This window comes from Desulfopila aestuarii DSM 18488 (assembly GCF_900143695.1).
Lineage (GTDB): Bacteria > Desulfobacterota > Desulfobulbia > Desulfobulbales > Desulfocapsaceae > Desulfopila > Desulfopila aestuarii.
The window spans coordinates 95,679-119,602 of sequence record NZ_FRFE01000008.1; the positions used below are offsets into that span (position 1 = coordinate 95,679).

Consider the following 23,924-nt stretch of genomic DNA (forward strand, 5'->3'; position numbering starts at 1 on the left):
TATCAGCCCAAGAGCAGCGAATCGTTAGCCAGTTCTTCGCCCTGGGACCGGTAAAACTGTGCCAGCAGATCCTTAACGGTCAGCTGCATCTTTTCTTCGCCTCGCACGTCGAGAATAATCCGGCCCTGATGCAGCATGATCAGCCGACTGCCAAAGGCTATGGCATGCTTCATGTTGTGGGTGATCATCAGGGTAGTGAGGTTCTGTTCTGCCACGATATCGCGGGTGAGACTAAGTATCTGGTTGGCTGTCTTGGGGTCGAGCGCCGCGATATGCTCATCGAGCAGCAACACCTCCGGCCTGACCATGGTGGCCATCAGCATGGTCAGCGCCTGCCGCTGACCGCCGGAGAGTAACCCTACAATATCCATCACCCGGTCTTCGAGGCCAAGCCCCAAGTGTTTGAGCTGCTCACGGAAAAAAGGCTTATCCTTCGTCTTCACCCCAGGAGCCAGCCCGCGTGACATCCCCCGGCGAATGGCAAGCGCCATGTTCTGCTGGATAGTGGCGGATGGGCAGGTTCCGAGCAGCGGATCCTGAAACACGCGGGAGATGAACTTGGCCCGTTTATATTCCGGCCAGGCGGTCACATCACAGTTATTGATGGTGATGGAACCTGAATCTGGCAGAAACGAGCCGGCGATACAGTTCAAAAGCGTCGATTTCCCGGCCCCGTTGGAACCGATAACCGTGACGAACTCCCCTTCCCCTATCTCCAGATTGATATCGTTTAAGGCGAAGACTTCGTTGACGCTCCCTTTATGGAAGTATTTCTTGATATTCTTTAAGGAAATCACCGTTTGATGAGTCTCTTTTTGATATTAGGTGTGATCAGTGCACAGATGACCAGAACGGCGGTAATGAGGTTCAGGTCGCTGGGGTTAAACTTGAACGAGCCGAACTCCATACCGAGCGCCAGGGCAATAGCCAGCCTGTAGAGCACCGAACCGAGCAGCGCGGCGATAAAGGCGCGAGCGATGGTCTTATCACCGAAAACCGTCTCACCAATGATTACCGAAGCCAAACCGGCGACGATGGTTCCAATCCCCATTCCGACATCGGCTGCCCCCTGATTCTGGGCCACAAGTGCCCCGGAGAGCGCCACCAGCCCGTTGGACATCCCCACTCCCAGAATAATGATCGTGTGGGTGTTGACACCAAGGCTGGTGATCATCTTGGGATTATCACCGGTGGCCAACACGGCTTGGCCGAGTTCTGTTCCAAGAAACCAGACAATAAAGCCCACCACCAAGAGCGCAAAACCACCGAAGACCAGGATGCCGGCGTACTGCGACGGCACCCCGACACCGGTCACTGAATCAAACACCGTCTCCACCCCGAGAAGCGCCACGTTGGGCCCCGACATGATTCGGATATTGATAGAGTAAAGCGCGATCATTGTGAGAATCGAGGCCAGCAGATGGAGAATTCTGAACTTGGTGTTCAGCACGGCGGTAACCATGCCCGCCATAACTCCGCCCGCCAGGGCCAACACCAACGAAAGGTAGGGATTCACTCCATTGGTGATGGCCACCGCCGAAATCGCCGCACCAAGCGGCAGGCTTCCGTCAACCGTCAGATCGGGAAAATCGAGAATACGAAAGGTCAGGTAGACCCCGATAACCATGATGCCGTAGACAAGTCCCTGTTCTACGGCACCAAGCGCTGCATAAAGCGTCATTACGGTATTGCCTCGTTATTCGTAAATCTTGGTAGCTTTTTCCAGCAGTGATTCAGGAGGAGTCACGCCCATCAATGCAGAGTATTTCTTATTGATATAGAGCTGCAGATCGGTCTGGAATTCAACAGCCATCTCGGCCGGCTTTTCACCTTTCAAGATGCGCTCAGCCATGGCGCCTGTCTGGTAGCCATGCTTGTAATAATCAAAACCCATGGCGGCGATACAACCTCGCTCGACTGAATCAACATCAGCGGCAAAGATCGGCAGTTTGGACTCAACACCCACCTTCAAAACAGACTCCAGAGCGGAAACGATGGTGTTATCAGTGGGAATAAAAACCGCATCAACCCGGCCTACCAGGCTTTTGGCTGCCTGATAGACGTCGGCGGTCTTGGAGGCAGTTGCCTCGACAACTTCAAAACCTTTCTCCGCACCAAGCTTTTTAATACCTTCCACATTGGCCTTTGAATTTGCCTCACCCGCATTGTAGAGGATGCCAAGTCTCTTGATGTTTGGCATATAGGTGAGCACCATCTCGATATGCTTGTCGAGCGGCAACAGGTCGGAAACACCAGTGATCAGGCCACCCGGAGCGTTGATATCCTTGACCAGTCCGGCAGCGACCGGATCGGTGACTGCGGTAAAAAGAAACGGACGCTGCATGTCAGCCGGTGCCTTGTTATCAGCCTGAGCTACGGCCTGGGCAGAAGGGGTAGCAATAGCCATCAGCAGATCGGGCTTTTCGCCGATCATCTGCTTGGCAATCTGGGTGGCGGTGCCCATATTCGCCTGGGCATTATGGACGTTATATTTCACATCGACGCCCTTTTCCTTCAGGTAGTCCTGAAAGCCTTTCAGGACCGCGTCAAGAGCCGGATGCTCGACAAACTGATTGACGGAAATGGTATAGGTTTGGGCACTGGCTCCTTGAACAGCCAGACAGACCAACATCAGGGCCGCTATCATGATTCGTTTCATTGTTGTCGTCTCCTTCGACTGAGAGTATTTACTTGGCCACGTCTCCCCGTTACGCGTATTTCGAACGGGACACTCGACCGACTTCCAACTTTCCTACGACATCAGACATCTAGCCGATTCTGCGCATCAGGTCAACGTTGCTTTTCGTGCCTAACCCGCCAGCACTCAAGTGCCAGTAGCCGAATCGACCCTCTCATGCGTTTTTCATCAGCGGGGAGATGATATATTCAACACCCTGTAAAAGTCATTCAACGTATGATATACAAAAGCACCGTATCAGCAATACAGACCCCTTAGATCTCAAACAACAACTCATTCATTACCATGAAAATTGTCGTCGCACCCAACGCCTTCAAGGGAAGTCTTTCAGCCATTGACGCAGCAAATGCTATGCGCAAAGGCATACACGCCGCCTTGCCAGCCTGTGAGGTGGTCTCCGTGCCTGTCGCCGATGGTGGCGACGGGTTTACCGAAGTGATGACCGAAGCGCTCAAAGGCGAACTGATCCAGGTGGCCGTTCACGGCCCCCGCATGAAACGATGCGATGCTTTCTTCGGTTATATTCGTGAAACAGGGGTAGCTATTATTGAAATGGCCAAAGCCAGTGGCCTGGCACTCTTGCCGGACGAACAGCGCAACCCGATGGAAACCTCCACTTACGGAACAGGCGAACTGATTCTGGCCGCCCTGGATAGGGGTGCCACCCGCATCATCATCGGTCTTGGTGGCAGCGCCACTTGCGATGGAGGTATTGGCATGGCTGCCGCCCTCGGGTATACATTCTCAGATATTTCCGGAACAGAACTTCCCCCCATTGGCAAATCTCTGCAAAGTATTCACACGATAGACACATCCGGAGCGGATCACAGATTGACGAAGATTGATTTTTCCGGGATTTGCGATGTCACCAATCCCCTGTTTGGTCTTGACGGAGCATCCCACGTCTACTCGCCGCAGAAAGGCGCTTCTCTTGAGGAGGTCAGGTTACTGGACAAAGGACTGGAAAATCTCGCCGGCGTGATTCTCCGTGATCTCGGTAAAGACGTAGCCACCATGCCGGGTGGGGGGGCCGCTGGAGGCCTCGGCGCCGGCCTTTTCGCCTTTCTTGGGGCACGACTTGAGAAAGGCATTGATGTGGTGATGGAACTCGTGCAGCTTCGAAATGCATGCCATGGAGCCGACCTCGTCATCACCGGTGAGGGCCAAATCGATTTTCAGACCAAATTCGATAAGGCACCGGCAGGCGTTGCCCGTATTGCAAAGGAAATGGGAATCCCCTGTATTGCCATTTGCGGTGGAATCGGTGAGAGGATTGATGAGCTGCATGACATCGGCATAACAGCTGTTTTTTCAATATGCCAGCGACCAATGGCTCTCGAATCGGCAATGCGGGACAGCAGTTCCCTGCTTGTCAACACCACCGAACAGACTGTTCGCCTGTTTATGGCTAACACCAGATGGTTCTGATCAAAGAGGTACCAGAAACACAGAAAGCAAAAAGCTCCCACCGGCTTGGGAGTAGCCGATGGGAGCAGAGAGGAGCAAAGGAGAAAATGAGAGGGTACTATTTAATAGTTAGGGCCGCCCATCATTCTACCGCCACGACCACCACCATTCGGACCCATGCCAGGGCCCCTGCCTCCGCCAAAGTTGTTGCCCATCATCCTGGGACCGACATACTGATCGACTCCTGCGGCTACTGCTTTTTCCTGCATGGCGGTACGCAAGTCAAAAAGCTCCCCGGCAAGTTTGGAAGCAACGGCCGGATCGGGATTCTGTCCCTGCATCAAGGCTCTTCGCTCAGCTTGCTTGACAACCATCTGCTTGCGAAGGTCCTGGGTTTCCAGGTAGAATTTATCCATTTTCTCCTGTACCGCCGGATCCACCTGCTGAAACGCTTGCCCCTGTACCATCGGGCAGTAACCGTTATAGCCAGCCCGTCCACCGCCACGACCCCAATTTGCGGAAGCTGCGGTTGCCATGGCCAGACCGGAAATCAAAACTACTGCTATAATTTGCTTTTTCATGATGTTACTCCTTTGGTGATGTTATCGGCTCAACTGCCAACTTGACAGCTTCAGGTTACCGTGTCAACTCTTGCATATAGTTTAGCAAAGGATATGCCATCACGAACAATAACTATAACATACTGTAATAATAAGTTTTAAAATTCCAACACTGACAAACCCTCCGAGAACGCCATGCAAGCTGGATACTTTTTACCCACCCATATCATCGAGAGTGGATACCTTTTCCCCACCCCGCCATCCTGTTCGATCAGCTTCACCATCCCTGCTTTCTTACGATAACCAGCCCGATAGTCACCAATTCATCACCTGCCGATACGCATTCATCGTGGAAAACCTTGTTTCTCCATCATGTTCCTGCTAAATTGGACGGTACATGTTTTCAGGCTATCTTGGCCAAACACGTTGTATTTACTATTATCCAACGCCCCTTCAGAAGACCGGAAGCTGTCGTTCCCCCGCATTCTTGCCTAGTAATCCACCCACCAAACAGACATGTCACACACTCTCGCTGAACAGGTACGTGAATTCTTGGCCGCGACAAGATCCTCGTACAGCTATAACCCCTTCCATAACATCTATATATGGTTTGGCATTCTCTGGGGGTTGCCAATTCCCCTCGCCAGCACTCTGTTCCAGGCCCTTTTCATCGATTCTCGGGATATCACCCTGATTACCCAGACCGTTATTGCCACTCCCATCCAGTGGATATTTCTTGCCCATCCCTTTATTTTCGGATGTCTTTTCGGCATACTGGGCACCGTTCGCCATCACAAGGATGAAGAGGTACAAAAACTGATCGAGGAGTTGAAGATGATGTCGATCCTCGACCCGCTCACCGGACTCAGTAACCGCCGGTATTTCACCGACGAATTTGAAGATGAACTGGCCAGGATAGAACGAAAAAATACACCGCTGGCCCTCATCTTTCTCGATCTCGATCATTTCAAAAACGTCAACGACACCCACGGCCACCGCATAGGTGATGAGATTTTGCGTCTCACTGCCTCCCATCTGCGCACCAATTGCCGGCCATACGACATCCCTGCCCGCTGGGGCGGAGAAGAGTTCATCATTCTCCTGCCGGACACAACAGAAAAGACAGCTGCCACATTCGCAGAGCGGATCCGCCAGGATTTCACCCGTAAAATATCGCCCACCATGCCCATCACAGTCACTGTTTCCATTGGCGTCACAGCCTTTAAGCCAGGAGATACCTTGGAATATTTTGTCGACCGGGCCGATAAAGCGCTCTATCATGCCAAGCGGACCGGACGCAACAAGGTCGTCAGTTGGAGCGACATTGCCTTAGGAACTGAAAGTGATCATTTAGATCAGGCGTAAATCGCGTGTCGCCCCTAAGGCGAAAAAATTTAGGAATTCTTGCCAAAAGGATACCCTGAAAAAAACGGGTAGAATGAGGAGTGTTACTCTTTATCAATATCCCGGTGGAAGAAACGAAGAACAAATGAATCATCAGCCAACAACTGGCCGAGTTGTTCAACCACAGCCACGGAACGATGATGGCCGCCGGTACAGCCGATGCCGATACGCAAACCAGCCTTTCCCGCCTCACGATTGGCTTTGATGAGAAACCTGAGCAAAGGCGCCAGGTAAGCAAGAAATTCTTTCCCTTTTACGCTTGTAAGAACATAGTCGGCAACCGCACCATCACGACCGGTGAGATGGCGCATTCCCTCCTCCCAGTAGGGGTTGGGAAGGAAACGAACATCAAAAACAAGGTTTGCGTCCTCCGGTGTTCCGTATTTGAAGCCAAACGAAAAAAGCTCGACTTCGAACTGTTCCGGTCCATTCTGGGTTTTCATCACCTACCTGACTCTCCTTTGGCTGCGGCTGATTGTGTTGAACCCAAATGCAGCACTCTCGGCCGCACCGGTCGCCGACCAGCAACCTGCCTGTAACGAATGGCCGGGTAGCCCAGGCCGATCACACTGTATATCTCTTCATCGGCAGGTATCGCCATCATCTGCCGCATCCTGCCGCTTCGCCGCATCGCTTCGACCACATACCCGATCAGGCAACTGCCAAGCCCCATGGCATGAGCGGCAAGCAGGATATTCTGGCTGGCAAGCAGCGCATCCTCGCCGGGACAACTGGCAGCCCGCTTGCCGGTAACAAGGATCGCCGCTGTAGCCCCGTGAAAGAGCCGGTCAATCCCCATCTCATCCCACTCCCTCAGCGCCTCCGCCACCGATGCGTAATGGCTGCGATAATAGTTACCCAAAGCGTCTCCGGCAAAAAGTCGGGCCAGAAAACGATAGAGAGGATTCTTCGCCTGATTGTTCAACTGCCGGAAGAAATCGGCAGTCAAATCACCAAGGACCTCAACATCTGCCCGCTCTGGCAAAATGACAAAATTCCAGGACTGGCTGTTGGTGCCGGACGGCGCTGTAGTGCCGATCCGCACCAGATCTTCCAGCAAGGCAAGTTCCACCTTTTCCGCAGTATAGCTCCGGCAAGAACGGCGGGAACGCATCAGCCTCACCAGGTCAGAGCCATCATATTCACCCGGCTGGATAGCTTGAAAGCTCTCAGTTAGCCGCTGCAGCCCAAGAGCGCCAGCAAGCCCTTCAACCTCTATAGCCCCGGTCGGACAAACCGCCTGACAGTGGCCACACCCCATGCAGTCGCCATCAACTGTTCCGGCCAGATCATCCTGTATCTGCAGCAGTCGATGCGGACACACCGTAGTACACAATCCGCAGCCGTTGCATTTTTCCGTGTCTATAACAACCATTTTTTCTTCTTTTCGCTCCGCGGTCCTCATCCAACATACCACATCCCCCGCATTTTCCCTCTCTTTTGCAAATAATGCTACACAATACCCGTCCTGTGAAGTATTAACAAGTTCCGGAGGATAACTGCCACGTTATCTATGCTGAACGCCCCAACGTCAACCACCATCTCTCTTTCCAGGACCAGCCAAACGCCATGAGCCCTTTCCTTCTGCAATGGAAAAAACGGTACGCCTATGGCGAAGTACTCCATGTCTGCCTGCCCCTTGTGCTCAGCATGTCGGCCACTACCGCCATGGAGTTCACAGATCGGGCCTTTCTCAGCAATTACAGTATTGAGGCGATCTCGGCCGCAGTTCCCGCTTCCATTTCGGCCTATCTCTTTATGGCATTCCTGGGCGGTATCGGTAGCTATGCAGGAGTGTTCATTGCCCAGTATTACGGCAGCGGTGCCAATGACCGCATCGGCAGTGTGCTCTGGCAATCCATCTGGTTTACTCTCTTTTCGGGGGTGATCTTCTGGACACTGGCGCTATTTGCCACCGACAAGGTCTTTGCTTTTGCCGGACATGATCCCGCAGTACGTGAACTTGAGGAGGTCTATTTCTCCATTCTCTGCAAGGGAGGTATGCTGCATGTGGCGTCAAACACCCTGGCAACCTTCTTTACCGGACGGGGAATCACCCGGCCGGTGATGATAATTACCTTCATCTCGGTCATCGTCAATATTCCGCTCGATTATGCCCTCATCTACGGCAGGTGGGGATTGCCTGAACTCGGAATTGCCGGGGCCGGCATCTCGACGGTGAGCGCCTGGGGAGTCAGCTCGCTGCTGCTCACCCTGCTCATCTTTACCCGAGACCACAACCAGCGCTTTGGCATCCTCAAAAACAGGAGTTTCGATACCCAGCTGTTTCTTCGTCTCTTACGTTACGGGGTGCCGGGTTCACTCCAGTTCACCCTGGATATTCTGGCTTTCACCCTCTTTATTCTCTTGGTGGGCCGCATCGGCACTCTGGAACTTGCAGCAACCAATATCGTCATTTCCATCAATGCTCTGGCCTTTATGCCGTCTATGGGCGTTTCCCAGGGTGTGAGCGTCATGGTCGGTCAGGCCTTGGGCCGTTCAAGGCCCGCCAATGCCAAACGTGCAGTCTGGAGCGCCGTTCACCTGCTGCTGCTCTATATCCTGCTGATTGATCTTGGATTCATCTTCTTTCCCGAGACAATCCTTATCCCATTTCTCCATGCGGTGCCCGCTGGTTCTGTTGCCGAGATCAGCGAAATTAGCATTGGGCTTTTGCGCATCGTCGCCGCGTATATACTGATGGACGCCCTCTACATGATTTTCAGCGGAGCCTTGAAGGGTGCGGGCGACACCCGCTTCCTCATGCTTTCAGTGGGTGTGTCGTCCTTCACATTTCTGGTGCTGCCGGTCTATTTCGGCATCACCCGTTTCCACATGGGCATTAATGGCGCATGGCTCTGCGTCCTGCTATTTGTCGGTATCTTGTTTGTACTTTCCGCTGGACGCTACAGGACAGGTAAATGGCAGAAAATGCTGGTGATTGAACGGGAAATAACGGCCGAAGGGGAGGCCTGAAAAAGATAATCCGGCCAGAACGCGTTTGTCTCGCGCCCAGGTCGGATTATGGTTGTAATGAATATCAGCAGAACGACTCGAGTGTTTGTTGGATGGAAGCAAGATCAAAGGGTTTGTTAATAACACCAACAAAACCATACTCGCCAAAATTGGTCATGATGGGATCGGTGGAGTAGCCGCTTGAGACCAGGACTTTGGCTGAAGGATCAACAGCCAGAATCTCCATCACCGCCTCCTTGCCGCCCATGCCACCCGGAATGGTCAGATCCATGATGACCAGATCAAAGGGATTTCCATTCTGGAACCTGCGGACATATTCATCCACTGCGACCTTGCCATCCTTCACATGCGTTGCGTCATAGCCCAGATGCATCATCATCTGACAGACTATCTCACCAACCATGTCCTCATCGTCCATAACAAGGACTTTTCCTTTGCTTTCGTTCTCAGACAATCGCTGTGACCTCGGAAATGTGTTTGAACTCGTTAGCAGCCAAGCTTGTGCCCATCTCTATATGTTCAAGTATGCCAGATAATTTAAAGCAACGTCAAGGGAATTGCTTGGAAAACTTGGCCGCCCTGAAATCAGTACACTTTGCTCTTTTTTCCCGGCATGTTATGGTGTGCTGAAACTTTAATACCGTGACCATGGAACCAAACACCATGACCGACAGCCAGCATATATCCGTCTACCGGGAGTTCTGTGAAAACCGGCTGGTGGAAATTCTTGACGGGAAAGGCACTCGCTCGCTCTATTTCGGCGGCCAATACCTGCAGTCACGGATGGCCCTGCACGCTCCGCATCTCCTGCTGCTGCCCTACACACACTACATGATGTTTTCCTTACTGCTCGCCCGAAAAATCGAACGTGTGCTGCTGATCGGGCTGGGAGCCGGATCACTTGTTCGTTTTCTCCATCACCATTTTCCAACATGCGTGATCGATGCGGTCGATAACTCCGAAAGAATCATCAAGCTGGCAAAGGGGTACTTTCAACTACCCACAAGCCATGCGATTCGTGTCCACTGCCTGGATGGCAACCGTTTTTTTGAAGTAGCCGAACCGGAAATCGAATATGATATGATTTTGCTGGACGCCTTTGATGAAACTGGCATGGCTACCCACATCTACGCCGAACCGTTTATTCGGAGCTGCGCCACATTCCTCGCGTCCGGCGGACTTCTCATCTCAAATCTTTGGAGCGGTGGGACGCGTCCCGCCCAGGACTTCGATGCGGAACTCGCTCCCATTCTGCCCGGCGGGCTGCTGCTGCCAGTGCCCGAACGAGGCAATGTTATTTCCATCCGTTCACACCATCAACCAGATTGGCGGCGCATCTGTCGGGGCAAAGAACAGCTGCTTCAGCTCGAAAAACACTACCACATCGACTTTCCGCAGATGGTCAAGGTGGCGATGCGCCACAACCTGAGTATTGGACAGCGATTGGCACGTCTTTTTTCTTTATAGGAAACCTTCAAAAAAATCTAATTACCCCGAAAACTCAGCTACATGAAGTGATGGATAAGGAGAAAGGAGTGAGGAGCGCCTGCATGAAATGCTAGTGCTCGTTCCAGCAATATGAAAGTAGGAGAGATTCTGTTGAGTGGCCACTCCCCAATATGTCACGCCTCTCACCTCTCACCTAACCTTATCAGGCTGAGAATCAGGGGTAGTCAAAAAAAAATTCCATCAACCGCCCTTCCCACTTACAGCATATTGCCCAGTGGCATGTAGCCTTCGCGAATCCGTTCCAGCTGATCGTGAAGATCTGCAATTTCCTTTTGCCAGTAGGACTGGGTACCAAAATCCTCAAGCACCCGGGTATGACCGTCGGCGGCCACCTGATGAGCACACCAGGCCATGTAGTGAACAAAACGCATGGCCCGAAGCGGTTCAATCAGCTTAAAACTTCGGCGATCAAAGGGCCGGAATGTCTCGTAGCCCTCAAGGAGAATATCCATCTCCACGAAAGCCTCATCAAGCGTGCCCGGCAGCAGCATCCAGATATCCTGCACCGGCGGCCCCATCACCATATCGTCAAAGTCGATGAGATAGAAAGACTCCCCAGGCCGGTAAATAATATTGGCAAAGTGGCAATCACCATGGATCCTGATTTGTCGCTGACCGGCAAAAAGCGGTTCGGTTTCGGCAATAATCTCCTCAACCGCTCGCTTAAGAGGATTCTTCACCTCTTCGGGCACCACTGAACCGGCCAGCAGATAGTCCAGCTGTTGACGGGTTGAGGCGCTGGGAGACATGACCGGACGATATGTGGCTGACCGGTTTTCGCCGATAAGATGAACCCGCCCCAACAAACGACCAAGCTGCAGCCACTGGTCCTCATCGAACTCATCGACACTACGACCGCCGCGCTTAGGAAATACGGCGAAATGCACCCCTTCGAACAACCCCAGAGTGGTACTGTCAGGGAATTTCAGCGGGGCAATGACCGGGATTTCCTCCCCGGCCAGCTCCAAGAGAAAGTCATGCTCCTCTTGAAGAGCATCGCCTGTCCAGCGGCCGGGCCGATAAAATTTGACGATCAGGCCACCACCATCATCCTTCTGCAGCTCATAGACGCGATTAATATAGCTGTTCAGTGGCCGAAAGAGATTGGTGAGTGAAACATTAAGTGATCGCTCAACCAGACTGAGCACCATATCCGGACCAAGATCCTGAAAGACATTTTCCTCATCTATATCGTCTGTCTGCATTTTCTATAGCTCCTGGCCTTTGTTCCCACTTTTCCGGGCAAGACCACAATTATTATTGCATACCGCTTATACTGGCTATTTCACGGCAAACAGGGTAAAAACACGGCTAACCACACCCTCACACCAACGATTTTCATGTGCGATCCTAGCCCTTACGCCGACAACCTTTCCGACGGTAATCAGTTTTCCGCCTCCGGCTTTTGCCGCCGCTGCAACTGTATTCACGCCCTGCCCTCCGGCGCGGCCCATGCGCATTGCCTGGAACTGATGCACCTTTTCGAGCGTCATGAAACCATTGATCTGCAACCGGAGGGTGATCCAGATCCACAACTCTCGACAGACTACCTCTTCGGACCAGCCCGTGGCAAGATGTTTGGCGTCCTTGAATGCCGCGACAAACACGACACCCCTGTCATTCTGCGCGCCTTTTCCGGCCAGTATAACAGTATCTGGCGGGTTTCCGGCTGGGCACCACCCCTCTTTGACATGACTGAATTTTCCGCCGTCAATGATAGCGAAGAAAAAGCGATAAAGGCTCTCGGCCGAAAACTTGATACATTGACACCACACAGCCAGGAATGGTTGGAACTCAGGCAGAAACGACGAACCATGTCGCGCGGACTGATGCAGAAACTGCATGGTATCTACAGACTGACCAACTTTCACGGCCAGACAACCACCCTTTTTTCGGCCTATATAGAAAAAGGAGGTGTTCCCACCGGCACCGGTGATTGCTGCGCACCGAAACTGCTCCACCAGGCCGCAACCATGCAACTTACGCCGATTTCGATCGCCGAGTTCTTCTGGGGCAAGAGCAATCGTTCAGAGAGTCGGCACCACGGCCGGTTTTACCCTTCCTGCCGGGAGAAATGCCAGCCAATACTCGGCCACCTGCTTTGCGGGGCGACCAGAAGTGGTAATGTATGCAAATGAACGATTCAGACATCGATATCGTCTATGACGACGCCGAGATTGTGGTCATCAACAAGCCAGGCGGATTACTCTCCGTGCCAGGACGAGGACCCGACAAACAGGACTGTGTGACCAAAAGGCTGCAAAAGCGTTATCCGGCCATGATCGACCAGCCATCGGTGCACAGGCTGGATATGTTCACCACAGGACTGATGGTCTTTGCCATCAGTCGCGAAGCCCATCGCCACCTCTCGTTGCAGTTTGCCGGGCGCGAAGTGAAAAAAGAATATATCGCCCTTCTTGAAGGTGTCATAGAAAACGAACAGGGTGAGATCCATCTCCCCTTCCGGCTCGATATCGACAATCGCCCGTACCAAGTATATGACCCAGTTCACGGCAAGATGGGCTCAACAATCTGGCAACGACTAACGCACGAAGGCAACCGCACCAGAGTCCGATTTCTGCCGCTCACAGGCCGCACCCACCAACTTCGACTCCATGCATCGCACCCACTCGGCCTTGGCTGTGCCATTGTCGGCGACAGCCTCTATGGTTCCGGAAAAGACGGCGACCCGATGCTGCTCCATGCGAGCAAGCTGGTCTTCAACCATCCGCAAACTGGTGATCGCCTGACGTTTACCTCCGTCCCCCTTTTCTGATACTTTCCAGGTGCCTCACTTGAAAAGAAGCCCATCCACAACGAGTTTTCAGATTTAACGTATTTTTTGCAGATCACCAGAGTTGGGAATGTCTCTACGGGTATTGACAGTGGGGCGTGGTATCAGTCAAGCCTTAGCTCCAAAATGGAGCAACATTTCCCAAAATATGATACGGAGGAAATCGAAACCGCAAATCCCTAGAACTCTTTGATGCCACGCCTACGCGATGCCGCTAGAACATGAAATTGCCCGTGCAATAGTAAAATGCCGGAAAACCGATACCCCCATGATTGTGGCTATTTGCGGTGCAGCCGATTTAGGAAAGTCATACCTTTCAGCATCCATAGCAAATGCTTTAAGATCACGAGGTGTATCCTCAGATCATGTTACCCTTGACTCTTTCATGATGAACAGGGACGAGCGTATTGCTTGTGGGATCAGTGGATATCAACCTGAAGCCTATGATTTTAACGCGATCAAAGTTCAATTAGCCAAGTTCAGCAAAGGACAACATATCACCTTCTTCCCTTATGACCATTCCACAGGCCGGAAAGCAATTGAGCCAACAATGCTTCCCCTTTGTGATGTTTTAATACTTGATGGGCTACACTCAATGCATGCAGCATTGCTACCGTATACTCAGCTATCTGCGTTTATTTACACCAATGATAGCTACCTAAGGTGTATCCGGCGCGAAGCTGATCTATTAAAAAGAAAGCAGTCAGTTGCTGTATCCGAAGAAATAGAACCTTTTGAATTTGTAAAATACAAACGATTTGTCGAACCCTATAAGGAACAAGCCACATGGCATTTGTTCCTGAAGAGAAAATGGCAATACTCGTTTGTCCGTCGAAATGACTGAAACCACTCTCTTGTCAACACGTTGCTGCCCGTTTGACAGTGGCGTGTAGTCGGCCACCAGACTTAACAAAAGTTCAGGCTCACTGCATCCTTTGTCGAAACCTGAAATGCGGTTGTGAATGAAAGAATATCAGCAGTAAGATACCCCTGAGGTGATAGTACAGAGATTCGCTATTGCAAGTGGCAATAATGACGCTGCCGATAAGCTGAGGGTGCCGCATGGCGACCATCAGCTTAATCAGCTTGTCGATTATTCCTCAAGTCATTCAGCCCTATCAAACTCGATGCCCTCCCATCCCTTCAGCTGTTTGATGAACTCGTGCGGATCGAATGGGAGCTTTGCCGGATCGACACGCCACCGTCCCGCTGCCTCGGTTTCCGGGCGTGCGTTCTCGATGCCGGTAAGCGGGAAGCCGCGGGCCTCCGGCGTGTTCGGGTACTTGATCATCCACAGTTCGTGACGCGCTCTCATAATGTTGAACATCCCCTTGGCGGGAAACATGGGAATCATCTTGGGGCTTGCTTCGCGCGGGTCGGTGTAGAGGTCATAAAAGGCTGCCCCTGACAGGCCCGGTTTTTCGCCCACCCAAGCGCGCTTGTAGCGTCCTTTTACCTGCGCGGCCAGAATCGGGCCGGTGTAAATGAAGACGTAGTCACGCCGGCTGAACGTGTCGCCCTTGAGCAACAACGCTGTCTGATCGATGCCGTCAATGATGCGGTCGGTCGGGATATTGTCCATCGCGCCGCCCAGGTGCGCAAATGTCGTGAACAGGTCGGTCTCGTGGATGATGTCGCCGACGACCTGACCGGGAGCAATCGTGCCCGGCCACCAGGCCATCGCCGGCACGCGCACGCCCCCTTCAAGGTAGTCGCCCTTTCCCCCCCGGTAAAGGGTCTCGACCATGCCGGGGGGGCCGTTGTGCGTCATGGGGCCATTGTCAGCCATCAAAACGACGAGCGTGTTTTCCGCAATACCAAGCTTTTTTAACTCATCCATCAATTCGCCGATCCAGCCATCGAAATGGGCAAAGGCTTCCTGTAGTACCCCGCCGGAGGCGGTCAATCGGTCCGGGAAGCCGAGGAAAGAAGTCATCATCGGCCAGTAGGCGACATAGAACGGTTTCTTTGCCTCCACACTTTTCCGGATGAAGGCCATGGTCCGCTTCTGGGACTCTTCGTCGATCTTCATGTAGTCGTCGTGATTCGGCGCTCGGCCGAATTCACGCACAGGACCACCCTTCATGCCCTCCAGGGCAAAAACGAACCCTGTCGGCCGCCAACCCGGGTCTATGTCATAAGGATCCTTGCCGAACATCTCGGGGTACAAGACCGCCGGCGCCAGCGCAAACATCTGCCCCTGCGGGTTGTACAGACTCGGCACCTGGTTGTACGGCGTCCATAGGGCCTCATCAAAGCCCCGCTTGGTCGCGTAGCTTGATTCAATGTCACCCAGGTGCCACTTGCCAAAAAACGCCGTTGCGTAGCCCGCCTTAGACAATACGTCTCCCATCGTGACTTCGGAGGCCGGCAGCCCGCCGTATTCATAGGGGAAGCCCACGTTATACATGCCATTGCGTACAGGGTGCCGCCCGGTCAACACTGCTCCGCGGCTGGGCGTGCAGGACGGCTCGGTATACATCCGCATGAAGTTGATGCCTTCGGCGGCGAGGCGGTTTATCTGCGGCGTCTCGAAGCCGCGCACCTTCTGAAGGGCGGGAATGCCGACCTCACCGACCGCGGTGTCGTCCCACATGATATGAATGATATTGGGCGTTGTGCCGAATTTATTGCGAAGCTCGGCCAGTTTGGTATCGAGTTCCTTGTCTTCGACCGCCCAACGCTCGCCGTGCTGCACATCGAGGATGTAATACTCGGCGTCATGGATGATCTTGGATTTGACAGCTTGCGCGAAGGCACTTTGGTTGCCGGACAGGAGGCCGGTAAGTAGGATCGCCGCAATCGAAGCGACGCCTATCAGGTTGCAACTTGTCGCGTTATCCTTTTTCATCGCTTCAGGCGTCATTGACTTGGCTCCTTTGTTTGTGATGGTCCAGCTCATGGCGACTACGTCGCCGTGAACAAGTAATTCTGCTGGTCATTTTGTTCAGAACTATGAGCACATCTTCCGGCACGGTTTGTGTCAATATTATATGTCAGTTAACAAACAATTGTACAGGGGCAAGTAAGGGATAGGCATCCCAGGAAAATCGATTGCCAGATTGAGCGTTCTTGAATGCTTCACTAGTAATCTGCTGGAGCAGCTGATGTTATGCGTGCAGGTGTTTCAGTATTAGGATCGGCATGCGAAGGAAAATTTACTCCATTTCTCACGCTGACGATGTCCGATACTGCTTTCCTCCGCGTAACAAATTCATAATCATACAAACTGCCAGGCCGCGCTTGAACCGAAAAACTGAATCTGTAACATCGGATCACGACGTTGTAACAAGCCATCCCAATCCACACTCATCCGCCCAAGTGAAAAATGTGTAATGTGCCGCAATTCAGCACCAGGGGCACAGGCAATAGCACCGCAATCCACAGCAGCATCCTTTTGCCAAACGCAGAGAGCTGCAACCAGCGCTCAATGCGTATTGCCAGATACTGGATGAGGAAATAGCCGGTCATCAAGCCCCATATACTTTTTCCATAGACGAGCATGAACGGCAAACTTACCAGCAGTTCATGAATGATGCCTGAAACCAGAAACGTCGCAAACATTGCAGTATTTGGTTGGCGTCTCAACGGCATAAAGACCACCTGATGCAGCCAGTCGCCAATAAGCCGGTTCCAGCGTCTCCCCCAGAAATCTGCAAGATGCTTTGCCTGCCAGGGCCGGTTATTGATGGTTGGCACCAGCCGACCAGATGGGAGCCACAGCAGGCGGCAAAGTCCGCCAAGGGCTTCCAGCAGGAGCCAAAACGGCACAATAGCCAGATACGACTGTAGCCATAAAGGGAAAGCGCGAATCATCGGGATAAAGAAAACGTACACCGCAGTAATAGCTGCCAGCTGCCCGCACGACACGAGGAGCAACCGGTGTTTTGACTGCCCCGCTTCCAGCCTCGTCCGCTTCTCCCAACTCGGCAGAGATAACCACGGTGCCCAGAAAAATGAGCATCCAACCATCGCAAAAGGACGACGAACACCTGCCCTCCACAAACTGCCCATCTTGGCCAGCTGCGCCACTGGTATCAGCACAATCAGGTACCAGCAGGTCATCTGCCATTCTCCGCTCATCTGTATCATACCTCCATATTTCAAATTTCGTTTTCCCGGGCTGCCGGACCTCTGCAAGCTGTAACAGGGAACAACCAAATGCGCAATAACAGCGGAAAGGTGCGAACAGTTCTGGTATAGTAGCCCCCATGAACAGCACATGGAAATATTACGATATCATGGACCTGGAATATTTTTTCCAGCAGGACAGTGAGATGGCCGGGGAAGAACTGCACGAGCGTGACCGGCAGATCCTCCTCGATGAGGGCGGAGCTACATTAAAAGATCAACCTGCACCATCTCTGCTTGCTCTCTGGCTTGCAGCCCGCAGAAAAAAGCATGGTGGTGATCCACAGCCTCTCCCTGGAGCGCTTTTCCAAGAAGCACACTCCCTGCTTTGCCTTCTGCTGATATTTTTTGGGTTGATGAGCGGTGCGGGCGTTGGCCTGGCATTTTTCAGTTATTCAGGAGCTACCCCGGTCAATGTTCTCCACTTTCTGGTACTTTTTGTCTTCAGCCAGCTCATACTCGCCGCTCTCCTTTTTGCCAGAGCCGGACTCATCCAGCTCGGTCTGCGCGCAATCCCACATTCGCTTATTATCAGAGCCCTCGGCACCTTTGCCCTTGGTCTTATTGTCAGGCTTTCTCGCCGCACCACCAGTCACCTCTCCGGAGAAAAGCGATTGGCAGCTGAGGCGAACATTGGCCGGATGCGGTCAGCTGCAGCAATATACCCATCCCTTTTCTTCTGGCCGCTGTTTACAATCATTCAACTGGCGTCCATCTGTTTCAACCTGGGATTGCTTGCGGCGACCTTTTTCAAGATAACAGTGAGCGACATCGCCTTTGGCTGGCAATCGACCCTGCAGTTCTCTACCCAGTCACTCCACAGCTTCATCTCCTGGATGGCCCTGCCCTGGTCCTGGCTTCTTCCCGAGGGAACCGGTTATCCGACCCTTGCCGAAATCGAAGGTTCACATATCATTTTGAAAGAAGGGATCAGTAGCCTGCAGACCCCGGATCTCATCTCCTGGTGGCCGTTTCTGCTGCTCTCTGTGGTGTTTTACGGACTTTTACTGCGGCTCTTGCTGCTTGGCATGGGTTTACAAAAAGAGCGGCGGATTTACAACCATCCGATTTTCAGCTCGCTTGCGGCCAGGCAGGTATTGCGACGGATGCAGACCCCAACAGTCTCCAGTCAGGCGTTACCGGAAACTACTCCGCAGACCGCAGGAAAGATGACACCTCACTCCCCTGCCACTTCGGATCATGCCACGGATATTACTTTAGAACCGGTGATCGCATTGTTGCCAGATGAAATCTTCGACAGTTGTCAGCCTGAAACCCTTGCAAGAATTATGGCTTCTGAAGGTTTCAGGATTACACAGAGCCATCGGTTTATGATCGACTACGATAGTGACCAGCAGCTGCTGGCCCGGCTGGCTGCAGAGCAGGTGGAACAAGCCGTGGCAATAGTCATCATCATGGAAGCGTGGATGCCACCGCTTGTCAGCTTCCAGTCCTTTGTACGCGAGATGCGCTCGCGGATCGGCAAGTTGCCGATCATGCTCCGGCTGGTGGGCAAACCAGATGCAGAAAATGCACTCACCCTGGTCACAGACCCGTCCCAAAGCCGGATCTGGCGTGAGAAAATGGCTGCTTTAGGTGACCCGCAACTCACTACCCGAGAACTCATCCATGAGAGGACATCATGACGACTGTTCCGGAAATCGCCATACTGGGTCATCCCAATGAGGGGAAATCGTCGGTGCTATCGACCCTTGCCGAGGACGATTCGGTCAGGGTCAGCGCCATCCCGGGTGAAACTACCGAGTGCCGTACCTTCCCCGTCGTGATCGATGGCCGTGAGATGCTGCGCTTCACCGATACTCCCGGCTTTCAAAATCCCTCTCGCGTGGTGGCAGAAATGCGGATGATCGCTGCGGAAGGCAGGGATCCCGTCAAGCGTTTCCGCGAAAAATTCAAGGATGTTCAAGAGCTTCGTGACGATGTTGAGTTGTTGTTACCCATCGAGCGTGGTGCGGGCATCATCTATGTGGTAGATGGATCACGGCCAGTGCGCAACGTGGACAAAGCCGAAATGGAGATCTTACGACTGACCGGCCGGCCACGAATGGCGATCATCAACTGCAAGGAAGAAGAGAGCAGCCAGCTGGAAAATTGGAAAGTCGAATTCCGGAAAAATTTCAATTCCAATCGGGTTTTTAATGCCCACCGTGCCACCTACGCCGAGCGAATCCTGCTGCTCGAAACACTGAAATCCATCGACCAGGACTGGCAGTCAACCTTAGACGAGGTGGTCCGGGCCTTCAAGGCCGACTGGGCGGCTCGCAACAGCGCTACGGTCGATATTCTGCTGGCAATGATCAATGACTGTTTGCAGTATTCGGTGAGTGGCGATCTACCGGATGGAGGCGATGCCACCGCCCTGGAAACCCGACTCGCCGCCAGTTATCGCCAGACCCTTGCGGACAAGGAGCAAAAGGCGCACGAGAGAATCAGGGCCCTCTACAAGCACCATATCTTTCAATACACCCTGCCACCCCAATCGCTGCTGAACGAAGACCTGTTCAGCGAACGGACCTGGCACCTGCTCGGCCTCAGCCAGACGCAGGTGGCCATAGCCAGCGCCCTTGGCGGGGCGGTGGTAGGCGCCAAGCTTGATCTACTCACCGCCGGTCTCTCTTTTGGAATTTTTACCGGAATCGGCGGAGCGGCCGGAGCACTGGGCGCCATCATGGGCGGTAGAAAATTGAGTACATCCGCCAAGAATCTGCTCGGTATGAAAATCGGCGGCGAGAATGTGAAAATCGGCCCAGCCGCCAATATCAACCTGCTGCTCATTCTCATCAATCGTGGCCTCTTATTCTATCGCCACACCATCAACTGGGCCCACGGCCGACGGGATTACCAGACCCTTTTGCCCGAACCCGCGACAACATCGGAAGTCTATACCGGCAAGTGGCCGGCGGGTCACCTGCGAATCTGCAAAGCCTATTTTTCCGCTGTTACCGAACAACGGGAACAAGCCATACGTGAATCTGGTGAACAACTTGCAAGAATCCTTTCAGAGACCCTGAAGGAAATATCTCATCATGAGTAGAGCTTTAGCGGTCTGTGTTTTGGTGTGATGAGAAAAAATTGCCGAAGAGATACAACCGATCTATTTCAGGGGATGTCAAAGAGATAGCTGCACACCAACGATGTGCAGCAAGCACCGGAGAGGGTTTGGTTTGCTTATTGAGGAACCAGAGATCAAAGCCCCTGGATCCTCAAGGAATCACATTTTTTCCAATAAATAGACCATGATCGCTTTTTGTGCTTCCAGGCGATTTTCCGCCTGATCATAGATAATGGATCGTGGATCATCCACACAATCTTCGGCGATTTCAAAGCCCGGATGGATCGGCATATCATGCATGATCTTGGCTTTCGAATCTTTTAAGAGTTCCCGATTAATCTGAAAAGGCATCATGGTGGCAATTCTTTCATCCTTGAATGCTTTGTATTCAGGGTTGTCAAAGAATTCCATATTGATCCAGGTGTCGGTATACACATACTCAGCTGTTCTCACGGCCTCTTTCACATCGAGGGTTTCGATTAAGAGTCCTTTCGACTTCAGCTTTGCTTTGCTGGTCTGATCCACCTCACTCTCATCAGAGATCGGGCAGACCAGGGTCAGTTCAACTCCCAAGGCTGCCGAGGCCGACATCAGGGAATTCACGACGTTATTATGAACACCGATATAGGTAAGCTTTGCACCTTCGAGACTGCCCCGATCCTCATGAATCGTCAGCATATCTGCCATCGCCTGACAGGGATGATACATATTGCAGCACCCGTTGATCAGGGGAACGGATGCGGTGCTCTTCATCTCCAGTAAATCCTTATGTTCCTTGACACGAGCCATGATGATGGCTGCATTTCTGGAAAGGTAGGCGGTCTCATAGCTGATTTTTGAGAGCTTGAAGTTACTGGTCATCCAATCCAGAAAGATCGCATGCCCACCCATTTCCGTCATACTGGCTTCAAAGGAAATCCTGGTTCTGGTAGACGTTTTCTGGAAGAGCATAACCAGCGTTTTTCCCGTCATATACCCCTGATAACTCCAGCGGTTGTGCTTAATTCTGCTGGCAAAATCGAGAACTTCCTTCACTTCCTGATCACTCCAGTCATTCCAGTCGATCAGGTGCTTCACGTTTCTTTTATTCGTATTCATAACTCTACAAAAAAATATTTAAAGAGGTTGATGTTATTTCCACGGTCAAACTAGAGGAATAGCAGTGCCATAGGATGGCTAGAAACCTCCGCGTCCCGTCAACAAAATATATATAAACCATGCATAGCAGAGAATATCAAATTGTAATTATACGTTGCGACCGTACTTTGCTGGCCCCATCAGGCTGATTTGACAAAGCGGCAAATAGCGTCAATACAGTGGGAGGGTTTTCTCTGAGACAGACATGCATCTCGACAACTACCAGAGATAAAACCAAGCATGAGACACATCCGTACCAGACACAAACTGATTTAAAAAACGATTTTTAAATAGACTTTTTTGCCCAAAAGAAGGTATGAGTCTGAAAACATTTTTCAACTTCAAATATCTACACAAACTGATGATTCTTCGACGACAGCCACTTATCCATCTACTGCTTGCCATTCTCCTCGTAACATTCACTGCAAAGATCGCATTCAGCGAAGACAGCATTCCTGCCAAACACACCATGACCATCGGCCAGGCAATTGTCCTTGGAGTGGTGGAAGGTTTAACAGAATACCTGCCGGTCAGTTCAACCGGCCATCTGCTCATGGCTGAACGGATCATGGGCATTGGAGAAAACTCGAAGCTTTCACCAGTCGAGCAGGAAAACAACAAAACAGCGGCAGACGCTTATGCCATCTGCATCCAGGCGGGAGCGATAATTGCCGTGCTTGGCCTCTATTTTGGCAGGGTGAGGCAAATGGTGCAAGGGCTGCTTGGCCGCAATCCTGCAGGGTTAAGGATGTTTATCAATGTCGTTGTGGGCTTTCTGCCAGCTGCTGTTATCGGCCTGCTGTTCAATTCAATCATCAAGACTTACCTCTTTGGGCCCTGGCCGGTAGTGGCCGGCTGGCTGGCAGGTGGTGTGGCGATTCTCGCTGTCACCTCTCGCCAAAAAAGAACCACGACCCAGAGGGTTGGTTGTACCCTCGATGAGCTAACCTGGAAAATGGCACTTATCATCGGCACAGCCCAATGTATCGCCATGTGGCCGGGAGTCAGCCGCAGCCTCGTGACGATTGTCGGGGGTGTGCTGGTCGGTTTGAGTCTGCCTGCAGCGGTCGAGTTCAGCTTTCTTCTCGGAGTTATCACCCTGGGAGCTGCAACCTGCTATGACGGTATCAAACACGGGGAGATTATGCTGCAGACCTTTGACCCCTATTCCCTTGCCATCGGCTTGGTCTTTGCTTTTATCGCCGCAGTAATTTCCATCAAATGGATGGTTTCCTACCTCAACAACCACAGCCTGGCCATTTTCGGCTATTACCGGGTTGCTCTGGCCTTCGTCGCTGGAGGCCTCTTAATCACAAATGTTATCTGATGGAAGATTGTTCAAGATTCCACCAAGCATGTTAACAACCTGTTACCGAATGCTCCTGACGAACTGAAAAGACATATCATCAACAAAAAAAGCCGCCTGTTCCAGTCCTTGAACAGAGCGGCTTTTACATTTACGCAGATTGTATTTTCTAGTGCTTCGTTGACAATTGCTTTGGAGTATCACCTGACAATGATTTTCTCAATCCACCATACGACCTGATCGCTTATCCGTTGCCGCTCCCGTTCACCCAGGTTATCAGTTTTTACGGCAATGGCCACTGGCCCTTTGTTATCTTCGGGTATATCTGCATAATCGCTGTCATCCATCCTGTAGGAAAAGATATGCCCATATCGGCGAATATCGCTCAGATCAATACTGACCCTATGATTATTGCGGCTAATGACTTCCACCTGACTGGAGTCGCTGGCATAGCCGATATCTTCCAAGAGTGTCAGTACCCCTACCCCGGTGTACCTTCGATGTTTCCTGTCCCACTGATCAAAGGTGGAAAATGAATTCTGTGGCAAAGCCTTGATCCGCAGTCCGGTATAGCTTATTGATGGGGTGTTTCTTGGTCCGACGACGGTTAGGATGATGTCACTTTCCGCCTCAACGACAACCAGCGTAAAAGCCGCCATCAACACCGCAAACACGATAAACAAAGGCCAGCGCCTATAAAAGGCGCCTCGGTCGCTTCTCATCTTTCGCATATTGCCCTCCATCCCGTTGTATGTCCAGAATGCTCAGGTCCTGTTGAGAGTTTATCGCTTTTTACTAAGTAAGTGAAACTGCTTTTTATAAACGTGTACCTCTCGGCAATAATAGTTGCTTCATCCATCCACCACTTTGGTGTACGATTACATCATCACGGTCATGCGTCAACATCACAACATCACTCTTGCCGATAT

At 52.1% G+C, this 23,924-nt stretch carries 22 protein-coding genes; 10 read left to right on the forward strand and 12 right to left on the reverse strand.

What is annotated here, in order from left to right; genetic code table 11:
* Positions 1-2: 2 nt before the first annotated feature.
* The 3 genes from BUF15_RS09950 to BUF15_RS09960 are packed head-to-tail and all read right to left on the reverse strand — an operon-like array spanning position 3 to position 2,659.
* Positions 3-797: an ABC transporter ATP-binding protein gene (locus BUF15_RS09950; protein WP_073613323.1), complete on the reverse strand. Its 795-nt coding sequence runs from the start codon at positions 795-797 to the stop codon at positions 3-5.
* Entirely contained in the window at positions 794-1,681 is an 888-nt protein-coding gene (locus BUF15_RS09955; protein ID WP_073613324.1) for an ABC transporter permease, read from the reverse strand. The genes BUF15_RS09950 and BUF15_RS09955 overlap by 4 nt, the downstream gene beginning before the upstream one ends.
* 15 nt (positions 1,682-1,696) lie before the next feature.
* On the reverse strand, positions 1,697-2,659 hold the full coding sequence (locus tag BUF15_RS09960) for an ABC transporter substrate-binding protein (RefSeq protein WP_073613325.1): 963 nt from the start codon (positions 2,657-2,659) through the stop codon (positions 1,697-1,699).
* A gap of 324 nt (positions 2,660-2,983) precedes the next feature.
* Between BUF15_RS09960 and BUF15_RS09965 the strand changes: the two genes are divergently transcribed.
* A complete protein-coding gene (locus tag BUF15_RS09965) occupies positions 2,984-4,126 on the forward strand; it encodes a glycerate kinase (protein WP_073613326.1) in 1,143 nt (380 codons plus the stop codon).
* 101 nt (positions 4,127-4,227) lie between these two features.
* Here the strand turns inward: BUF15_RS09965 and BUF15_RS09970 are convergent, their stop codons facing one another.
* Positions 4,228-4,686, reverse strand: coding sequence for a periplasmic heavy metal sensor (locus BUF15_RS09970; protein WP_073613327.1), 459 nt, complete (start codon positions 4,684-4,686; stop codon positions 4,228-4,230).
* 495 nt (positions 4,687-5,181) lie between these two features.
* On the opposite strand from BUF15_RS09970, the gene BUF15_RS09975 reads away from it, so the two are divergent.
* The gene (locus tag BUF15_RS09975; RefSeq protein WP_073613328.1) at positions 5,182-6,030 is read left to right on the forward strand and encodes a GGDEF domain-containing protein; all 849 of its coding nucleotides are present in this window, start codon (positions 5,182-5,184) and stop codon (positions 6,028-6,030) included.
* A gap of 83 nt (positions 6,031-6,113) precedes the next feature.
* Here the strand turns inward: BUF15_RS09975 and BUF15_RS09980 are convergent, their stop codons facing one another.
* Both BUF15_RS09980 and BUF15_RS09985 read right to left on the reverse strand, forming a co-directional pair.
* Positions 6,114-6,512 (reverse strand): RapZ C-terminal domain-containing protein, encoded by a 399-nt coding sequence (locus tag BUF15_RS09980; RefSeq protein WP_073613329.1) that lies wholly within the window; start codon positions 6,510-6,512, stop codon positions 6,114-6,116.
* Positions 6,512-7,444 carry a nitroreductase family protein gene (locus tag BUF15_RS09985; RefSeq protein ID WP_073613402.1) on the reverse strand — a complete coding sequence of 311 codons (933 nt, stop codon included), beginning with the start codon at positions 7,442-7,444 and terminating at the stop codon, positions 6,512-6,514. Before BUF15_RS09985 ends, BUF15_RS09980 begins: the two co-directional genes overlap by 1 nt.
* Before the next feature lie 194 nt (positions 7,445-7,638).
* Between BUF15_RS09985 and BUF15_RS09990 the strand changes: the two genes are divergently transcribed.
* Positions 7,639-9,045 carry an MATE family efflux transporter gene (locus BUF15_RS09990; RefSeq protein WP_073613330.1) on the forward strand — a complete coding sequence of 469 codons (1,407 nt, stop codon included), beginning with the start codon at positions 7,639-7,641 and terminating at the stop codon, positions 9,043-9,045.
* Positions 9,046-9,109: 64 nt separating this feature from the next.
* Here BUF15_RS09990 and BUF15_RS09995 read toward each other — a convergent pair whose 3' ends face one another.
* Positions 9,110-9,499, reverse strand: coding sequence for a response regulator (locus tag BUF15_RS09995; RefSeq protein ID WP_143170681.1), 390 nt, complete (start codon positions 9,497-9,499; stop codon positions 9,110-9,112).
* A 209-nt stretch (positions 9,500-9,708) separates the two neighbouring features.
* Between BUF15_RS09995 and BUF15_RS10000 the strand changes: the two genes are divergently transcribed.
* Positions 9,709-10,512, forward strand: a complete 804-nt coding sequence (locus tag BUF15_RS10000; RefSeq protein WP_073613332.1) for a spermine/spermidine synthase domain-containing protein — start codon at positions 9,709-9,711, stop codon at positions 10,510-10,512.
* A gap of 239 nt (positions 10,513-10,751) precedes the next feature.
* Here BUF15_RS10000 and BUF15_RS10005 read toward each other — a convergent pair whose 3' ends face one another.
* Entirely contained in the window at positions 10,752-11,759 is a 1,008-nt protein-coding gene (locus BUF15_RS10005) for a serine/threonine protein kinase (protein WP_073613333.1), read from the reverse strand.
* 135 nt (positions 11,760-11,894) lie between these two features.
* Between BUF15_RS10005 and BUF15_RS10010 the strand changes: the two genes are divergently transcribed.
* The 3 genes from BUF15_RS10010 (at position 11,895) to BUF15_RS10020 (ending at position 14,192) form a co-directional block, all read left to right on the forward strand.
* Positions 11,895-12,692 (forward strand): hypothetical protein, encoded by a 798-nt coding sequence (locus BUF15_RS10010; RefSeq protein WP_073613334.1) that lies wholly within the window; start codon positions 11,895-11,897, stop codon positions 12,690-12,692.
* Positions 12,683-13,330, forward strand: coding sequence for an RluA family pseudouridine synthase (locus BUF15_RS10015; protein WP_234981150.1), 648 nt, complete (start codon positions 12,683-12,685; stop codon positions 13,328-13,330). The genes BUF15_RS10010 and BUF15_RS10015 overlap by 10 nt, the downstream gene beginning before the upstream one ends.
* 286 nt (positions 13,331-13,616) lie before the next feature.
* Positions 13,617-14,192 (forward strand): uridine kinase family protein, encoded by a 576-nt coding sequence (locus BUF15_RS10020; RefSeq protein ID WP_073613335.1) that lies wholly within the window; start codon positions 13,617-13,619, stop codon positions 14,190-14,192.
* A 261-nt stretch (positions 14,193-14,453) separates the two neighbouring features.
* Here BUF15_RS10020 and BUF15_RS10025 read toward each other — a convergent pair whose 3' ends face one another.
* Together BUF15_RS10025 and BUF15_RS10030 are read right to left on the reverse strand one after the other, a co-directional pair.
* Positions 14,454-16,214: a sulfatase-like hydrolase/transferase gene (locus tag BUF15_RS10025; protein ID WP_159441278.1), complete on the reverse strand. Its 1,761-nt coding sequence runs from the start codon at positions 16,212-16,214 to the stop codon at positions 14,454-14,456.
* A gap of 443 nt (positions 16,215-16,657) precedes the next feature.
* The gene (locus tag BUF15_RS10030) at positions 16,658-17,440 is read right to left on the reverse strand and encodes an MBOAT family protein (protein WP_073613336.1); all 783 of its coding nucleotides are present in this window, start codon (positions 17,438-17,440) and stop codon (positions 16,658-16,660) included.
* Positions 17,441-17,559: 119 nt separating this feature from the next.
* Here BUF15_RS10030 and BUF15_RS10035 point away from each other — a divergent pair, with 119 nt between their 5' ends.
* Both BUF15_RS10035 and BUF15_RS10040 read left to right on the forward strand, forming a co-directional pair.
* On the forward strand, positions 17,560-19,125 hold the full coding sequence (locus tag BUF15_RS10035; protein ID WP_073613337.1) for a DUF2868 domain-containing protein: 1,566 nt from the start codon (positions 17,560-17,562) through the stop codon (positions 19,123-19,125).
* Positions 19,122-20,534: a GTPase/DUF3482 domain-containing protein gene (locus BUF15_RS10040; RefSeq protein ID WP_073613338.1), complete on the forward strand. Its 1,413-nt coding sequence runs from the start codon at positions 19,122-19,124 to the stop codon at positions 20,532-20,534. The genes BUF15_RS10035 and BUF15_RS10040 overlap by 4 nt, the downstream gene beginning before the upstream one ends.
* A 177-nt stretch (positions 20,535-20,711) precedes the next feature.
* Here BUF15_RS10040 and BUF15_RS10045 read toward each other — a convergent pair whose 3' ends face one another.
* Positions 20,712-21,650, reverse strand: coding sequence for an ornithine carbamoyltransferase (locus tag BUF15_RS10045; RefSeq protein ID WP_073613339.1), 939 nt, complete (start codon positions 21,648-21,650; stop codon positions 20,712-20,714).
* Positions 21,651-22,005: 355 nt separating this feature from the next.
* Here BUF15_RS10045 and BUF15_RS10050 point away from each other — a divergent pair, with 355 nt between their 5' ends.
* Positions 22,006-23,016, forward strand: coding sequence for an undecaprenyl-diphosphate phosphatase (locus BUF15_RS10050; RefSeq protein ID WP_234981151.1), 1,011 nt, complete (start codon positions 22,006-22,008; stop codon positions 23,014-23,016).
* Between the two features lie 179 nt (positions 23,017-23,195).
* Here BUF15_RS10050 and BUF15_RS10055 read toward each other — a convergent pair whose 3' ends face one another.
* Complete coding sequence (locus tag BUF15_RS10055; protein ID WP_073613340.1) at positions 23,196-23,726, reverse strand: hypothetical protein; 531 nt, start codon at positions 23,724-23,726, stop codon at positions 23,196-23,198.
* Positions 23,727-23,924 lie beyond the last annotated feature (198 nt).

What these genes read in the sequence shown, in the direction of transcription:
- BUF15_RS09955 (WP_073613324.1), bottom strand. Translation starts at nt 1,681, where the DNA reads ATGACGCTTTATGCAGCGCTTGGTGCCGTAGAACAGGGACTTGTCTAC.
- BUF15_RS09960 (WP_073613325.1), bottom strand. Translation starts at nt 2,659, where the DNA reads ATGAAACGAATCATGATAGCGGCCCTGATGTTGGTCTGTCTGGCTGTT.
- BUF15_RS09965 (WP_073613326.1), top strand. Translation starts at nt 2,984, where the DNA reads ATGAAAATTGTCGTCGCACCCAACGCCTTCAAGGGAAGTCTTTCAGCC.
- BUF15_RS09970 (WP_073613327.1), bottom strand. Translation starts at nt 4,686, where the DNA reads ATGAAAAAGCAAATTATAGCAGTAGTTTTGATTTCCGGTCTGGCCATG.
- BUF15_RS09975 (WP_073613328.1), top strand. Translation starts at nt 5,182, where the DNA reads ATGTCACACACTCTCGCTGAACAGGTACGTGAATTCTTGGCCGCGACA.
- BUF15_RS09980 (WP_073613329.1), bottom strand. Translation starts at nt 6,512, where the DNA reads ATGAAAACCCAGAATGGACCGGAACAGTTCGAAGTCGAGCTTTTTTCG.
- BUF15_RS09985 (WP_073613402.1), bottom strand. Translation starts at nt 7,444, where the DNA reads ATGGTTGTTATAGACACGGAAAAATGCAACGGCTGCGGATTGTGTACT.
- BUF15_RS09990 (WP_073613330.1), top strand. Translation starts at nt 7,639, where the DNA reads ATGAGCCCTTTCCTTCTGCAATGGAAAAAACGGTACGCCTATGGCGAA.
- BUF15_RS10000 (WP_073613332.1), top strand. Translation starts at nt 9,709, where the DNA reads ATGACCGACAGCCAGCATATATCCGTCTACCGGGAGTTCTGTGAAAAC.
- BUF15_RS10005 (WP_073613333.1), bottom strand. Translation starts at nt 11,759, where the DNA reads ATGCAGACAGACGATATAGATGAGGAAAATGTCTTTCAGGATCTTGGT.
- BUF15_RS10010 (WP_073613334.1), top strand. Translation starts at nt 11,895, where the DNA reads ATGTGCGATCCTAGCCCTTACGCCGACAACCTTTCCGACGGTAATCAG.
- BUF15_RS10015 (WP_234981150.1), top strand. Translation starts at nt 12,683, where the DNA reads ATGCAAATGAACGATTCAGACATCGATATCGTCTATGACGACGCCGAG.
- BUF15_RS10020 (WP_073613335.1), top strand. Translation starts at nt 13,617, where the DNA reads ATGATTGTGGCTATTTGCGGTGCAGCCGATTTAGGAAAGTCATACCTT.
- BUF15_RS10025 (WP_159441278.1), bottom strand. Translation starts at nt 16,214, where the DNA reads ATGACGCCTGAAGCGATGAAAAAGGATAACGCGACAAGTTGCAACCTG.
- BUF15_RS10030 (WP_073613336.1), bottom strand. Translation starts at nt 17,440, where the DNA reads ATGATACAGATGAGCGGAGAATGGCAGATGACCTGCTGGTACCTGATT.
- BUF15_RS10035 (WP_073613337.1), top strand. Translation starts at nt 17,560, where the DNA reads ATGAACAGCACATGGAAATATTACGATATCATGGACCTGGAATATTTT.
- BUF15_RS10040 (WP_073613338.1), top strand. Translation starts at nt 19,122, where the DNA reads ATGACGACTGTTCCGGAAATCGCCATACTGGGTCATCCCAATGAGGGG.
- BUF15_RS10045 (WP_073613339.1), bottom strand. Translation starts at nt 21,650, where the DNA reads ATGAATACGAATAAAAGAAACGTGAAGCACCTGATCGACTGGAATGAC.
- BUF15_RS10050 (WP_234981151.1), top strand. Translation starts at nt 22,006, where the DNA reads ATGAGTCTGAAAACATTTTTCAACTTCAAATATCTACACAAACTGATG.
- BUF15_RS10055 (WP_073613340.1), bottom strand. Translation starts at nt 23,726, where the DNA reads ATGCGAAAGATGAGAAGCGACCGAGGCGCCTTTTATAGGCGCTGGCCT.